A 14,427-nucleotide genomic window follows, 5' to 3' on the forward strand; every position below is an offset into this window, starting at 1 on the left:
AAGGTTAGGATATTCTAGCGCATTTTGCTAAAATTCGTCAAAAACGCGCGCCTCATTGTAAGATTTTCTCTAATTGTTGCAAAATGTAGCCCCCTATGGGCAGGGCTGAAGTGGCCGCTGGGCTGGGCGCGTTGCACACATTGAGGGTTCTAGGCGTGTTGCAAAAGAGAAAATCCTCTATGAGCTCCCCTTGCGCGCTGATCGCTTGGGCGCGCACCCCGGCCGGGTGGGGGCTTAGATCCTCTAGGCGCAAGCTAGGGCAATACTTTTGCACTAAGGCTAGGTAACTCTTTTGCAAAAGAGTGTTTGAACTCGGCTAACCCGGGTTTAAAGTATCTGGCAATCACTCTTCTTACCCCCTTGTGGGCGATCATTTCTTTGATGTCCTGCCAATTCACATCGCTTTTCAAATAGCCCTCTCTTTTGAAGGCAAGCACGGCATTAGGTCCCACGCTCACGCTCCCATCGATCATGCGCGTCAAATGCACTCCTAAAAAAGGCATGCTAGGATCAGGAATGGGGTAGATGAGATGCTTGACAATGTGGTTATGGCGTGGGGCAAGCTTGAAATACTCTCCTCTAAAGGGGCAGATGGTAAAATCCGGGACAATCCCTAACATTTTGACCAATCTATCTGCATGCAAACCCGCACAGGTGATGAGATAATTGCACTCAAACACCCCGCTAGTGGTTTCGATCTTCACTCCTCTAGCGTGTTCGCACAAAGCAAACACCTTGGCATTGTAGACAATCTCCCCGCCCTGTTGTTGGAAACGCGCGCCCAGCGCTTGGGTGATCTCAGGGTAGCTTACGATCGCGCTAGTGGGGAAGAAGATCCCGGCTAAACCCGTGATATTGGCTTCCATTTCTTGGAGCTCTTTAGCGTCCAAGCAGATACGCTCTAAACCATTCTGCTTTGTGCGCTCCAAAAGGGCTTGCATGCGCTCTAATTCTAATTCATCGCTAGCGACCAATAACTTGCCGCACTCCTCATAAGCGATCCCATTATCCTTACAAAACGCCTTAGTGGCTTTATTGCCCTCATAACAAAAACGCGCCTTGAGGGTGCCCGGGGTATAATACACGCCCGCGTGAATCACCCCGCTATTGCGCCCGGTTTGGTGCAAGGCACTCCTAGCCTCTTTTTCTAACAACGCCACCTTGAAATCTGGATACTTTTGCAACAATTGCATCGCCACTGAGTGCCCTAAAATCCCCCCTCCCACCACGACACAATCGTAAATGCGCGCCATTTAGAAGTGTTTGAAGTCTTTGTAACGGCTGAAAGGGTTGGTGCTAAAAGAGAAATACCCCCTTTGACGCATCAATTCGCGGCGTAAATTCTTGTGGGGTTGGAATTTATCGCGCCCGTGCAACCAAAAGAGATTGTTGATGAGCAAGAACTGCCCTACGGGCACGGGAAAAGAGAGCTTGGCTTTAGAGTTCTCTAGCGAATCGCCCAAATCGGCTAGATACACGCCCTCTTCATAATCCTTGGGTTGGGCGAATTGGTCAATGTAAAGCATCACGGGTTTAGCTTGGCTGTCCGCCTCAAACACCGGGTGATAAACATCGCTGGTAACATTTTTGCTAGGGGGAGCTGACCAACGCATCACCCTTTTAGCCATGTGGTGGTTGTAAAACTTGTCTAGCTCCTCCCAATCATCAAGGTGCAGAAGTTGCGAATCGCCCCCCTCCATGTTTTGCTCATCGATCTTATACATCAGCACATAGTCGGTAACCTCATTGACAAAGGTGCCATCGTTGTGGAGCTCTAGGGGCTTGTCTGGTTTGCGTAGGTAGCTATCCGAATTGTCGGTATTGAGCACCGCCCAGCGTGCATAAAACTGCCCGGTCATTAGATCAAAGTTAGAACGCCCAATCAAATGCACGAACGCGGTGGCGATCTTCACCATTTCATCGCCCTGTTCGGCGCGGTTTACGCCCTGAGGGTCGACTAATAGGGCTCCGGTTTGGCGATCCCCTAGGGCTTTTTCCAAAAAGGGTTTGAGCTGGTGATCGCAAAGCGCGTCCAACATCTGTGCCACCCTGAAGCGCAAGAAAGACTTATACTCCAAAGCCTGCACAGGGTAAACCTCAACAGATTTGAGAAAGGTTTCAATGGTATCTTGGGACAGAGTTACTTGCAAAAGGCGTGGGGAATAGGGGGTGGGTTTGACATTAAAAGCGTCTGTTTGGATTAGATAGGCCATGGACTCTCCTTTATAGTAGATTAAACTTTTAAAGCCCAAAGTGGCTAGCGATCGTAATGGTTGAGAATTTTAAAGCCAGCCTGCGGGCATTCTAGCACAAACAAGCCACTACGCCCCTTCTTGTGTAGATTCTAGCGTGGCTTGGAGAGTGCATTGGGAATAAACTTAACACAAAATTTAAAACCCCTCTCCAACACAGCGCATGCGTGCGCTTAAAACAACACTGGGGATCTGGCTAAAACCCACAATCTAGGGTTCTCCAACTCTCATCTCTTATTCTTTGAGATTGACGCATAGGTATTTGATCTCTAAATAATCCTCTAGACCATATTTAGAGCCTTCTCTGCCTAGCCCGCTTTGCTTGACCCCTCCAAAGGGCGCGGTTTCTGTGGATACATGCCCGGAGTTTACCCCTACCATGCCGTATTCTAAGGCTTCACCCACTCTAAAGACGCGCGCGAGATTTTGGGTGTAAAAATAAGCCGCTAAACCGTATTGTGTGTCGTTAGCCTTAGCGACCACCTCCTCCTCACTCTCAAAACTAAATAAGGGAGCTAGGGGACCAAAAGTTTCCTCTTTAGCCACCAGCATGCTCTGATTCACCCCGGTTAGAATCGTGGGTTCAAAAAAGCTGGCTCCTAGCGCGCTAGGTTTACCCCCACTAAGAATGTGCGCGCCTTTAGCAGTGGCATCGCTAATGTGCTCTTGCACCTTTTCTACCGCTTTGAGATCAATAAGGGGACCTTGGGTGGTGTGGGCTTCTAGACCATTACCCAGTTTCAAGCCCTCCACTTTGGCTTTAAGCATGTGGGCTACTTTCTCATACACGCCTTTTTGCACATAAATGCGGTTGGCGCACACACAAGTCTGCCCGCTATTGCGGAATTTAGAGAGTAAAATCCCTTCTATAGCTTGCTCTAAATTAGCGTCCTCAAAGACGATAAAGGGCGCATTGCCCCCCAACTCTAAAGAGAGTTTTTTAATGCTCTGAGCGCTTTGCGCCATTAAAACACGCCCCACTTGAGTAGAACCCGTGAAGCTGATTTTACGCACTGCCTCACTCTCACACAGCACTTTAGAGATGAGGCTCGCCTTCCCACTCACCACGCTAAACACCCCCTCAGGCACGCCCGCCTTATGGGCTAATAACATCAAGGCATAGGCACTTAATGGGGTTTGTGTGGCCGGTTTAACAACCATAGAACACCCACAAGCCAAAGCAGGAGCGGCTTTGCGCGCGATCATGCCACTGGGAAAATTCCAAGGGGTGATCGCCCCACACACCCCGATGGGCTGTTTGAGCACCAAGATTTTTTGGTTAAGCACCACGCTAGGCAGAATATCCCCCTCCACACGCCGCGCTTCCTCGGCAAACCAGCGCAGATAATTAGCCCCATAGACAATCTCTGAGCGGGCTTCTTTGAGAGGCTTACCCATTTCCTGAGTAAGAATACGCGCCAAATCCTCAAGGTGCTCTAGCAACAACTCCCGCCACTTGAGTAAAATATTGGCTCTCTCTAGGGCTAACTTGCTAGCCCACGCCTTTTGGGCGCGCTCAGATTGGGCGATAATTTGCTCTAATTCCTCTTGATTCACACTTTTAACATAGGCGATCTCTTGTAGAGTGGCCGGATTGAGCACGGGGATAAAACCCTCTTTGGGGCGTTGGCTCACAAAGGGGTGATCTAACAGTTGAAAATTCATGCCATGACCTTTCTAATGGATTGGGTGATGATATTTAAGGCACGATCAAATTGTTCTTGGGGGATGGTTAGGGGGTAGAGAAAACGAATCACATTCCCATAACTCCCGCAAGTCAATAACAAGAGCCCTTGATCCATCGCCTCTTTTTGCACAGCCTTTGTCAACTCTGGGCTGGGGTGGTTGTCCTTGAAAAACTCCACAGCCACCATTGAACCTAGCGCACGCACTTGGGCGATCTCCTTGAGGCGTTCTTGTTCTTTGAGTTCTTGAAGAGTCGCTTTGAGTTGCGCGCCTAGCTGTTGGGCTCTTTGATTGAGCTTTTCTTCTTTGATGATCTCTAGCACCTCTAGAGCAGCTATGACAGCTAAGGGGTTGCCCGCGTAAGTCCCCCCCAATCCCCCCGGGCTAGGCGCGTCCATGATCTGCGCCTTGCCCACGATCCCAGAGATAGGAAATCCCCCCCCCAAACTCTTAGCCATGCAAATGATGTCCACATCTGTGTTAAAATGCTCCATTGCAAAAGTCTTGCCCGTGCGCGCAAAGCCGGTTTGCACTTCATCAGCGATCAAGACAATCCCATGCGTGTTACAAAAGGCGCGCAACCCCTCTATAAAGTCAGGGGGGGCGGGGTTAAACCCTCCCTCACCCTGCACGGGCTCAAAGATGATAGCCGCTACATCTAAAGGGGAAATAGAAGCCTTACAAATGTGCTCTAAACTCCTCAGGGCATCTTGTGTGCTCACCCCATGCAAGGCGTTGGGGTAATAGGCGTGGTAAACCCCCGGATTACCCACGCCTAGCTCGGCTTTATAGGGGGTAACCTTGCCTGTCATGCTCACCGCCATTGCAGTGCGCCCATGGAAAGACCCCCCAAAGGCGATCACGCCATAACGCTTGGTGTGCGCTTTGGCGATCTTGATGGCGTTTTCTGTTGCCTCCCCTCCGGTGGTAAAAAAGCATGTCTTTTTAGCCCCCTCAATGGGGGCTAGATCGTTGATTTTTTCGGCTAATGTAACATAACTCTCATAGGGGCTGACTTGGTAGGCGGTGTGGGTGAATAAATCCAGCTGTTTTTTAACCGCCTCAATTACGCGCGGGTGTCTGTGCCCCACATTGAGCACCGCAATACCGGCCGCAAAATCTATAAAAGTGCGTCCGTCCGTGCTTTTAATCGTGGCGTTATGCGCCTCCTGCACAAACCAATCGCACACAATGCCAATTCCCTTGGGTGTGGCTGCTACCCTACGGCTGAGTAAATCTCCCATATCCAATCCTTTATTTAAAATCACCTTTGGCATTGTATAGAAATTATTCTAACTAGGCGTTAAGATTTAGGCGCGATGAGTCCGGCCTCTTGCAAAAAACAAGAGGGCTCATAATCGATGCGTCTTTGTCTATCTTGCTTGGCATAGGAGAGATAGAGGTGATCTTTAGCCCGCGTGGTGGCAACATAGAATAACCGCCTCTCCTCCTCCAAGCTCCCGCTCTGTTTGGCTAGCTTGGTGTTGGGGAAACGCCCCTGCATCAAGTCGATCACATACACTTCTTTAAATTCTAACCCCTTGCTGGCATGCACGCTGAGCAAATGCACCCCCTCTCCGCTGGAAGCCTCTCTAGCCCCTAGGATCATCGCGTTCATAAAGTCCTTGAGGGTGTGGTAGGGTTTGGCTAAATTTTCTAGCAGAGCGATTTTTTCTTGAATCCTGAGCCTAGCCTCTTGGGCGCGCTGGGAATCCACACTCCCATCTTTATTCTTAACGCGTTGGGCACTTAACTTTTCTACAATCTCTTCCCACCACATGGACGCAGCAATGTGGGCAATGCTTTGGCTAGGCTTAAAGGCGCGCGCGCGCCCACAAAGATCAAAGAACGCGCCCAAAAAACGCGCTATGGGGGGAGTGATCTTAGGGTGGCTTAAGAGAGCATGGGTTTTAAAAGCCACAGGCACATCAAAACGCGCGCTATTTTCTGCGCTAAATTGCGCTGCAAACAAGCCCATTTGGGGATTTTGGAAAGGCTTTTGGGCATTAGGGTTGAGCAAGCCCTTTAAACTATCCCCATCGCCCAAAGTTTGCAAGGCATGGTAAAACTCCTTAGCCAAAGCCACGCCCACCCCCGGAGCGTGGTTAAAAATTTCTATCGTGGCGACCATGTCCTTAGGGTGGCTTAAAAATGCGCACACATCTAGGGCTAATTTGACCTCCTTACTCTCAAAGAAGCTCAAACTCCCCTTGCGTTTAGAAGGGATGCCCAGCTGGCGCAAAGATGCCTCACAACCATCTGCGCTCGCGTTATTCCTAAAGAGCACTGCCACTTCCTCCCACCCTCCCTTGTTGCGCGCGATATGGCGCGCGATTCCTTGATATTGGGCTAATAATTCGTCGTATTCTAGCAGGGTGGGTAAGGAGGGGCTAGTGGTTTTGAGCACTTCTAGGCTTTTGGGGTAGAGGCGCGGGTTGTGGGCGATAACCCGGCTGGCTAATTCTAAAATTGCTTGGGAGGAGCGGTAATTTTTCTTGAGGGTGAAGACGCGCGCATGGGGGTGTTTGCGCGTGAAATTGCCGATGATAGAAATGTCCGCCCCATTGAAAGCGTAAATACTTTGATCGTAATCGCCCACACAAAAGAGGCTAGGGGGCTTGAGCGCGTCTAGGATGGAATCTTGCAGGGGGTTTGTGTCTTGGTATTCATCGCAGAGCACTTCCACAAAGCGTTGGGTGGGGGCGATGTCTTGGCGGTAGAGCAAGAGCAGATCGTTGTAATCCACATATTGGTGTTCTTGTTTCAGAGCGTTGAAACGCTCTAGAATCTCTTCATAGATCAGCGCGTAGGGTTCTTGCTTGGGCGCGCGCGCACCCAACCACTCCCCAAAACTCTCTGGGCTTTGCGCGTTGGTGTAAAGAGAATACAAATCGTAGAGATGCCCGGGGCTATAGAGTTGCTCTGTAAGAGCGACCGGGGTGCTCTCTAACACACCTTTAAGCAAGAGGGCTAATTCCTTGGGTTGCTTCAAGCCCAAATGCGGGTAAATCTCTTTGAGGTGGCGATAAGCAATCGCGTGGAAAGTGCCCGCTTGGATTGATTGGGCATGCGGAGTGTAATTAGCCAAGCGCGCCTTCATCTCTAAGCTGGCTTTATTAGTGAAAGTCAAAAGCAAAATCTCTTGGGGGCGCACCCCTTGTTCTAAGAGGTGTAAGATGCGCCCTATGATGGTGGAGGTTTTGCCTGTGCCCGCAGAGGCAATCACCAAGTTATACCCCAAGGGGGCTTGCAGGGCTTCTTGTTGTTCGGCATTGAGTTGCAAAAACCAACCTCGTTATTTTTGGGCAGCTTCCACTTCAATATTGAGAGTCACCACATCGCCTATTTTGAGAGTGGACATGTCAGGGGCGAATTTGAAATCCGATCGCTTGATCTGACCGCTTAGAGAAAACCCAAGTTTTTCTGTGCCATTGATCTTAGCTACCCCCCCAATTTGGCTTTTTAGCACCACTTTTTTAGCCACTCCAGCGATGTTTAACACGCCCACCACGCGCCCCTTTTCCTTGTCCACTTTTTCATACTTTTGCATCACAAAGGTGATATTAGGGTGTGTGCCCGTTTTGAAAAAGTCATCAGAGCGCAGGTGATCGTCCCTGTTTTTGTTATTGGTGTCTACAGAAGTGGCTTTGATCGTGGCTTCTAATTTTTTAAAGATGTGGCTGGCTGGATCGAAGTCAATTAACGCGCTGTAATCCTTGAAATCCCCCATCACATAGCTAATTTTGAGATGTTTGATCTTAAAACCAACCCGGCTATGGGCTTTGTCAATTTGGTAAGTTTTTCCCATCAAGAGCGCGCTCAATACACACAAAACCATTAGAGGACGCAACAACATACCATACTCCTTTTTAGAAAATGGCGATCATTATAGCACATGCTTTATGCTAGAATAGGTTAGGATTTTTAATGAGGAGCGAAAATGCGTATGGCGTTGTGGATTGGGGGTATTGTGCTAGGTGTGGGCGTATTAGGCGCGCTAGAGGGGGTAGATGCCTATTTGGCTGAGGCTAAGAAGGCTTATAGAGATCGCCACTATTCTAAAGCCCTAGAGTATTATCAAGAGGCTGCAAATTTGGGGAGCGCAGAGGGGTATAGAGGTTTGGCAAACATGTATCTCATTGGGGCGGGGGTGAAACAAGATTCCCAAAAGGCGCGCGCGTATTTTAAAAAAGCGATGGAGCTCAGACACGAACCCCAAAAACCTTCACACTCTCCCAAGAGCATAACCACTACGCCCACACAAGCGCAGGACTACATGCGCCTAGGGGAGGGTTATGCCAAGGGGCAGGGGGTGGCTTTGGACTTCAACAAGGCGATGCAAGCCTTTGAAAAAGCCGCCAAATTAGGCGATGGGCGCGGGTTTAACGCCATAGCGGACATGTATTACAATGAAAACCAAGGGGTGGAACAAAATTACCCCAAGGCTCTGGAGTATTACCAAAAAGCTGCCAAAATGGGACAGGCTAGAGATTTTAGATTGGGGATGATGTATGCTAAGGGACAGGGCGTAGCGCAGGATTACCCAAAAGCCCTAGAGTATCTCCACAAAGCGGGTAAAAAGGGCGATGGGCGCGCGTGGCAACAACTAGGTTCTATGTATTTTGAAGGCAAGGGCGCGCCCTTAAATTACCAGCAGGCGCGCGCCTACTACCAAGAGGCGATCAAGTGCTATTTAGAGGCCGGACAACAAGGCGATGGACGCGCGTTTTTGCGCTTGGCACAGATGTATGAAAGAGGGCAGGGGGTAGCACAGGATTACGCAAAGGCTTTTGAGTATTACCAGAAGGCTACAGATTTGAAAAGCGCAGATGGGGCTTACCACTTAGCCACCTTGATTTTGCGCCATAAGATTCAGGGTGTCAGCGAAGATAGATCGCAAATTAGCGCGCGCTACCAACAAGCCATCGCTCTTTACCAAGAAGAGGGTAAAAATGGGGACGCAAGCGCTTACGCCAAGCTGGGCTTTATTTACCAACATGGGCTCTATTACAATGGCTGGTTACTCAATAAAGATGCCAAGTTAGCCCTAGAGTATTACCAAAAGGGCGCGCAAATGGGGAACGCGCAGAGTTATTACGAAATAGGGGAGGCTTATAGGCGCGCCCAAGGAGCCCCCTATGACTTACAAAAAGCCAACCAACACTACCAAAAAGCTTGTGCGCTAGGTTATAAAAGCGCATGCCACTAGGCGCGCAAATTGACAATGGCATCTACGACTTTATTGCACCCGTCTTCATTGCGCCGACACCATTTGTATTCTATGTCCGTAAAATCGCATTCTAACACGAAACCCTCACTTTTCAAGCGGTAATTGTTGATCACCGCTTGGTTATCCCCGATGACAAAGAGCTTGTAGCCAGACTCCAATCTATGGGTTCTCAGCATGGCTTGCAGGTGTTTCATGCCTGTTACAATGGCTTGTTTTTCAGCCCTAAAACTCTCATTGAGGCTAGAGTGTAGGGGGCATTTGTAGCGGTTGATCTCTTCAAAATACCCATCTTTAAACACATAGAGGCAAAACCCGCACATCACTTCATCCTCTCTAATCCCCGCATCGGTGTAAAGAAAGTAGGCGTTTTCCAAGTCTTTAGAATCGTAATCTTTAAAAATGGTTTGTTCTAGCGCGATGGTCTTCTCCCCGATGTGATCGTAGGTGCTTTTTGGAGGAATATAGGCGCTCTTGGGCTTACTAGGTGCGCTCTTAGGCGCGCCCAAATAATCCCCTAAATCGCTCAATTCGCTGATCTTAAAGCTCCTGATCTCTAGTCTGCCCTCATAGCTCGTCTTGATCTCATGCAAGCAGGCGCAAATTTGGGCTAAGGCATTGGCGTAGATGGGGTGCAAGATATACACCCCCCCAATTAATTTAGAAAACCCATAACGGCATAGCACTCCCTCAAGCGCGTCCATACCCCCATTATCCTTATTCTCAATGCCTAAACACCACATCACAATCCTTTATCTTTAATTTGTCCTGCGCCAAAACTCCCCTTAATATCCAAGAGACTAAAGCCAAGCGCGTCATCGGCACACACCTCAATGCAACGCCCACAGCGCGTGCACTCTCCAGAATTGACAGCCGCGCTCTTTAAACCCACCATCCATAACACCTGCACTTCCGGGCACACCTCAAAGCACAGGTTACAGCGCGTGCAACGCGTGGCGTGGTGTTGCACTTTTAAAAGCGCGTAACGCCCCACTAGCGCGTAAAACGCTCCCAAAGGGCATAAATGCGCGCAGATGAGCTTATCCCCCACCAAGCTATCCACACAAAAGAGCCATAAAGCCACCCCCACCCACGCGCTAGTGCCAAAGATGATCCCTCTTTGCACGATCCCAATATAAGACACACTCTCAAAGGCGGGCAGGGACAAAACAAAGGAGAGGATCAAGCTCAAAGCCAGCAAGACATAGCGCGTGGCTTTAGGCATCTGCAAATAGGCGCGCGTGAGGCGGAGCTTGTGGCGCACCCATGCCGCGCCATCCACGATGGGATTAATCGGGCACACCCACGCGCAAAAGGCGCGCCCCAAAAATAAGCCATAGACTCCTAAAATGATGAGCGCGCCTAGCAGGGCTTCCCCACTCCAAGTTAAGCTAGCCAAGTAAACCTGTAGCACCGCAAAAGGATCGCTCAAGGGCACATGATCCAAGAGCACGGACGCGCTCAAATTGCCTCTTAAAAACGCATGCGCCCCACTCCATGCAAACAGAGCCAAAATCCCCGCTTGGGCTATACGCCTAGACACAAGATAGCGCATTAGAGATCGCCTTGGTTGAGATAGTCCATCGGGTTGTCCTTATGGGGAGTTTGTGGGGTAGAGGGGCTAGCAGGAGGGGCGCGCCCATTTTGAGATAGTGCGAATCAGCTTTGCCACTCACAAACGCGCTGGGCAACACTCTAATGGCGGGTTCTTGAGTGATGCACGCGCGCTCGCACAACCCACAGCCCACACACACGCTAGGCTCCACCACGGGCAACATGTAGGCGTGTTTATTGGTGCGATCATCGTGTTTGAGTTCTAGTTTGATCGCCTTGTCCATCAAGGGACACACCCGGTAACACACATCGCAACGCACCCCCCAAAACGCCACACAAGAATGTGAATCCACCACCGCGATCCCCATTTTGAGAGAAGTTATGCCCTGATCGGGTTTGAGGTGTTTGTGATCTAGCGCGTCTGTGGGGCAGGCTTTAATACAGGGAATATCTGGGCAGAGATAGCAGGGCACTTGGCGCGCTTGGAAAAAAGGAGTGCCCACTTTAGGAGAGTCTAGCAAGCTGGCTAATTTGAGCGTGTCATAAGGGCAGGCACGCACACATAGCCCGCAACGCACGCACGCGCCTAAAAAACGCGCCTCATCTTGCGCCCCCGGGGTCTAAGGGCGTAGGCGCGTTTAGCTTTGAGCAAGGTGGCTAAGAAAAACCCACCCCCCGCGCACAAACACGCCCCCCCGATCGCCTTTTGCAAAAAAGCGCGCCGTTGCATGCCCTAAACTTTGGTGATCTTCACCGCGCACTTTTTGTAGTCGGTCTGCTTGGAAATAGGGCAGGTGGCATCTAGGCAAACCTTATTGATGAAGACATTTTCATCAAACCAAGGCACATAGACTAACCCCACAGGGGGGGTGTTGCGCCCGCGCATATCCACGCGCGCCTTGACTTTGCCCCGGCGCGACTCGATCCACACCGCATCGCCTTGGTTTACGCCCAACTTCTCCCCGTCTTTTTCATGCATGTAGCAGAGAGCTTCAGGCACCGCCCTAAAGAGTTCAGGCACGCGCATCGTCATCGTCCCGCTATGCCAGTGCTCTAACACCCGCCCGGTGGCTAGCCAGAAAGGGTAATCTCGATCGGGGCGTTCAGGGGCTTTCATAAAGGGTCTAAAGAAAATCTTCGCCTTGTTTTCTAGACTCTTGGGCGTGGTGGTGGTGGGGGCTTTGAGATCCCCGCTGACAAGCGTCTTCATCGCCTTGCCATAAAAGGCAAAATCGCTATCAGGAGCGGCTTTTTTGGCGTAATGGTCGTAACGCGTGTTGAAACGCCAGCGGGTTTCTTTGCCATTGACAACAGGCCATCTCAAGCCCCTGACATGGTGGTAATCATCAAAATACGCCAAGTCATGCCCATGCCCGATACCAAATTTGCGGTATTCCTCCCAGAGGTATTTTTGCAAAAAGAAACCATAACCTTTAAAGACTTTGCCATCGCTACCCACCACCTCGCGCTTGTCCCCCCACATGTCTGAATTGGGCGCGCCTTTGGCAATAGGATCAGTGCTTTTATAGCGTTTGGCATGTCTATTGGCAAACAACACCTCATAGAGGGTGTCGCTGTCTTTATAGCCCATTTTGCGCGCTTGATCTAGCACATTGGGCAGAGTGAGTTTGTCATCGACTCTTTGTTCCTTCCACACATCTTTGAGCTTGAAGCGTTTGGCAAATTCAAAGATCTGCCAAGTGTCGCTCATGGCATGCCCCACAGGGGTTACTTGTTGTTTCCAGTGCTGGGATCGCCGCTCAGCATTCCCATAAGCTCCCCATTTTTCATAAATCATCGCGCTGGGCAAGATCAAATCCGCCACTTTAGCGCTAATACCCGGATAGCAATCGCTCACCACGATAAAGTTATCCATCTCTCTAGCGGCTTTGATCCAGTGGTTGGCATTGGCGGTGTTTTGCCAAGGGTTATTCACTTGCACCCAAATGAACTTGACCTTGCCATCTTCTAGCGCGCGCATCATTGCCACGAAGTGGTAGCCGGGTTTGGGGTTGATAGTGCCATGGGGCACATGCCAAAGTTTCTCGGCAATTTTGACATGTTGAGGGTTGGTAACCACCATGTCAGCAGGCAGGCGGTGGGCAAAAGTGCCCACCTCTCTAGCTGTTCCGCACGCGCTAGGTTGCCCGGTGAGAGAAAACGCCCCACTTCCGGGTTTGGCTTGCTTGCCTAGTAAAAAATGCACCATATAAGCCTGTTCGTTGACCCATGAGCCTCTGGTGTGTTGGTTAAAGCCCATTGTCCAAAAACTCACCACCTTGCGATCCTTTTCTATGTAAAGTTTGGCAAGTTTTTGCAATTTGTGTTTGAAACTCTCTAGGGATTCGTGCGCATCGCCCTTAGCTACCTGCGCCACATACTCTAAAGTGTAGGGTTCTAGGGCTTGTTTGAATTGGGCGAAGGTGATCTCCCAGTGTTTGCCCGCTTGGTGGCTGTGTTGCATTTTTAAGACATCACCGGCCTTAAGCCCTAAGTGCTTGAGCGCGGTGGCTTCTTGCGCGTCCAAAGTGATGGCGCGCTGTTTGGCGACTGTGTCCTTTTCGCTGGGTCTAAAGCCATGGTGGCTGGGATCTTCGCGCATGCCATAGCCAATATCGGCATACCCGGTGGCAAAAACGATGTGCTTGTCAATGAAGTCGCGATCGATAGCCTCAGGGTGGTTGTAGACGATCTCTCTAGCGATGTAATTCCAAATGGCTAGATCGGTGTTGGGGGTGAAGATGATTTCCATATCTGCCACGCTAGAGGTGCGGTTGGAAAAGGTGGTGAGGTTGACCACTTTGACCTTGTCTGGATTATTCAATTTGTGATCGCTCACCCTAGACCATAAAATGGGGTGCATTTCAGCCATATTAGCCCCCCAAGTGATGATGGTGTCCGTAGCCTCTATATCGTCATAACACCCGCTAGGCTCATCAATCCCAAAGGTTTGCATAAAACCAGCCACCGCACTAGCCATGCAATGGCGCGCGTTGGGATCGATATTATTGCTCCTAAAGCCGGCTTTGATGAGTTTGCTGGCTGCATAACCCTCTTGGATCGTGTATTGCCCGCTCCCAAAAATCCCCACCCCGGTTACGCCTAGCTCTTGGTAATACTTTTTGAATTGCTTTTCCATTTCATCAAAGGCTCTTTGCCAAGAGACCTGCTGGAACTTGCCCTTTTTGTCAAATTCTCCTCGTTCATTGACTCTGAGCAAGGGTTGCACCAAACGATCCGCCCCATACATGATCTTGGCGTTGAAGTAGCCTTTGATGCAGTTCAAACCCCGGTTGACAGGGGCGAGTGGATCGCCCTTTGTGGCGACAATTTTGTCGTCTTTGGTGGCAACCATGATCCCACAACCCGTGCCACAGAAACGACACACCGCCTTGTCCCATTTCCAATCCGCTTGGGCGTGCTGGGCTTTAGCGGCTAGACTTGGGGGGGTGAGTAGCCCTGCGCTACCTAAGGCTGAAGTGATCGCTACGGATTTTAAAAATTCGCGTCTAGTGGTGTCTTGTGCGTCATCATAGGGCTGATTTGCCATGAGGATCTCCTTAATGTGGATTTGGGTTATTATATTCTAAAATCCGTTAAGGTAGGTAACCATAGGCTATTTATGCTTACTTTTTATCATTTTTTGGCTATCATTGGCGCATTGTTGGGCTTACAATATCAATGGAGCAAAGTCAATGGGGAGTCCCT

At 50.1% G+C, this 14,427-nt stretch carries 11 protein-coding genes and 1 pseudogene; 1 reads left to right on the forward strand and 11 read right to left on the reverse strand.

What is annotated here, in order from left to right; genetic code table 11:
* Positions 1-52 precede the first annotated feature (52 nt).
* The 7 genes from EAO37_RS09555 to EAO37_RS03610 all read right to left on the reverse strand — a co-directional run bounded on the left by EAO37_RS09555 (position 53) and on the right by EAO37_RS03610 (position 7,794).
* Entirely contained in the window at positions 53-298 is a 246-nt protein-coding gene (locus EAO37_RS09555) for a hydroxyglutarate oxidase (RefSeq protein ID WP_240451714.1), read from the reverse strand.
* Entirely contained in the window at positions 255-1,253 is a 999-nt protein-coding gene (lhgO, locus tag EAO37_RS03585) for an L-2-hydroxyglutarate oxidase (RefSeq protein WP_240451715.1), read from the reverse strand. Before lhgO ends, EAO37_RS09555 begins: the two co-directional genes overlap by 44 nt.
* On the reverse strand, positions 1,254-2,213 hold the full coding sequence (gene glaH / locus EAO37_RS03590) for a glutarate dioxygenase GlaH (protein ID WP_120944302.1): 960 nt from the start codon (positions 2,211-2,213) through the stop codon (positions 1,254-1,256).
* A 273-nt stretch (positions 2,214-2,486) separates the two neighbouring features.
* Complete coding sequence (locus EAO37_RS03595) at positions 2,487-3,917, reverse strand: NAD-dependent succinate-semialdehyde dehydrogenase (RefSeq protein WP_120951578.1); 1,431 nt, start codon at positions 3,915-3,917, stop codon at positions 2,487-2,489.
* Positions 3,914-5,182, reverse strand: coding sequence for a 4-aminobutyrate--2-oxoglutarate transaminase (gene gabT / locus EAO37_RS03600; RefSeq protein ID WP_162982951.1), 1,269 nt, complete (start codon positions 5,180-5,182; stop codon positions 3,914-3,916). The genes EAO37_RS03595 and gabT overlap by 4 nt, the downstream gene beginning before the upstream one ends.
* Before the next feature lie 59 nt (positions 5,183-5,241).
* Complete coding sequence (locus EAO37_RS03605; RefSeq protein WP_120944298.1) at positions 5,242-7,221, reverse strand: ATP-dependent helicase; 1,980 nt, start codon at positions 7,219-7,221, stop codon at positions 5,242-5,244.
* Between the two features lie 12 nt (positions 7,222-7,233).
* Positions 7,234-7,794, reverse strand: a complete 561-nt coding sequence (locus EAO37_RS03610; RefSeq protein ID WP_120944296.1) for a YceI family protein — start codon at positions 7,792-7,794, stop codon at positions 7,234-7,236.
* 84 nt (positions 7,795-7,878) lie between these two features.
* Between EAO37_RS03610 and EAO37_RS03615 the strand changes: the two genes are divergently transcribed.
* Complete coding sequence (locus EAO37_RS03615; RefSeq protein WP_120951580.1) at positions 7,879-9,147, forward strand: SEL1-like repeat protein; 1,269 nt, start codon at positions 7,879-7,881, stop codon at positions 9,145-9,147.
* Here the strand turns inward: EAO37_RS03615 and EAO37_RS09560 are convergent.
* From EAO37_RS09560 to napA, 4 genes and pseudogenes are all read right to left on the reverse strand, one after another.
* Positions 9,144-9,908, reverse strand: a complete 765-nt coding sequence (locus EAO37_RS09560) for a hypothetical protein (protein WP_235852976.1) — start codon at positions 9,906-9,908, stop codon at positions 9,144-9,146. The two genes, EAO37_RS03615 and EAO37_RS09560, sit on opposite strands and share 4 nt — an antisense overlap.
* Positions 9,908-10,720, reverse strand: coding sequence for a quinol dehydrogenase ferredoxin subunit NapH (napH, locus tag EAO37_RS03625; RefSeq protein ID WP_120944292.1), 813 nt, complete (start codon positions 10,718-10,720; stop codon positions 9,908-9,910). Before napH ends, EAO37_RS09560 begins: the two co-directional genes overlap by 1 nt.
* An 88-nt stretch (positions 10,721-10,808) precedes the next feature.
* Positions 10,809-11,449: pseudogene (napG, locus tag EAO37_RS03630) on the reverse strand (ferredoxin-type protein NapG); the annotation flags it as partial.
* Positions 11,450-11,452: 3 nt separating this feature from the next.
* Positions 11,453-14,269, reverse strand: a complete 2,817-nt coding sequence (gene napA, locus EAO37_RS03635; RefSeq protein WP_120951582.1) for a periplasmic nitrate reductase subunit alpha — start codon at positions 14,267-14,269, stop codon at positions 11,453-11,455.
* Positions 14,270-14,427: the final 158 nt, after the last annotated feature.

Source organism: Helicobacter sp. L8, from assembly GCF_003660355.1.
GTDB lineage: Bacteria > Campylobacterota > Campylobacteria > Campylobacterales > Helicobacteraceae > Helicobacter > Helicobacter labacensis.

Bases quoted from the DNA above. Each gene is read 5' to 3' on its own strand.
- lhgO (WP_240451715.1), bottom strand. From the start codon at position 1,253: ATGGCGCGCATTTACGATTGTGTCGTGGTGGGAGGGGGGATTTTAGGG.
- glaH (WP_120944302.1), bottom strand. From the start codon at position 2,213: ATGGCCTATCTAATCCAAACAGACGCTTTTAATGTCAAACCCACCCCC.
- EAO37_RS03595 (WP_120951578.1), bottom strand. From the start codon at position 3,917: ATGAATTTTCAACTGTTAGATCACCCCTTTGTGAGCCAACGCCCCAAA.
- gabT (WP_162982951.1), bottom strand. From the start codon at position 5,182: ATGGGAGATTTACTCAGCCGTAGGGTAGCAGCCACACCCAAGGGAATT.
- EAO37_RS03610 (WP_120944296.1), bottom strand. From the start codon at position 7,794: ATGTTGTTGCGTCCTCTAATGGTTTTGTGTGTATTGAGCGCGCTCTTG.
- EAO37_RS03615 (WP_120951580.1), top strand. From the start codon at position 7,879: ATGCGTATGGCGTTGTGGATTGGGGGTATTGTGCTAGGTGTGGGCGTA.
- EAO37_RS09560 (WP_235852976.1), bottom strand. From the start codon at position 9,908: ATGTGGTGTTTAGGCATTGAGAATAAGGATAATGGGGGTATGGACGCG.
- napH (WP_120944292.1), bottom strand. From the start codon at position 10,720: ATGCGCTATCTTGTGTCTAGGCGTATAGCCCAAGCGGGGATTTTGGCT.
- napA (WP_120951582.1), bottom strand. From the start codon at position 14,269: ATGGCAAATCAGCCCTATGATGACGCACAAGACACCACTAGACGCGAA.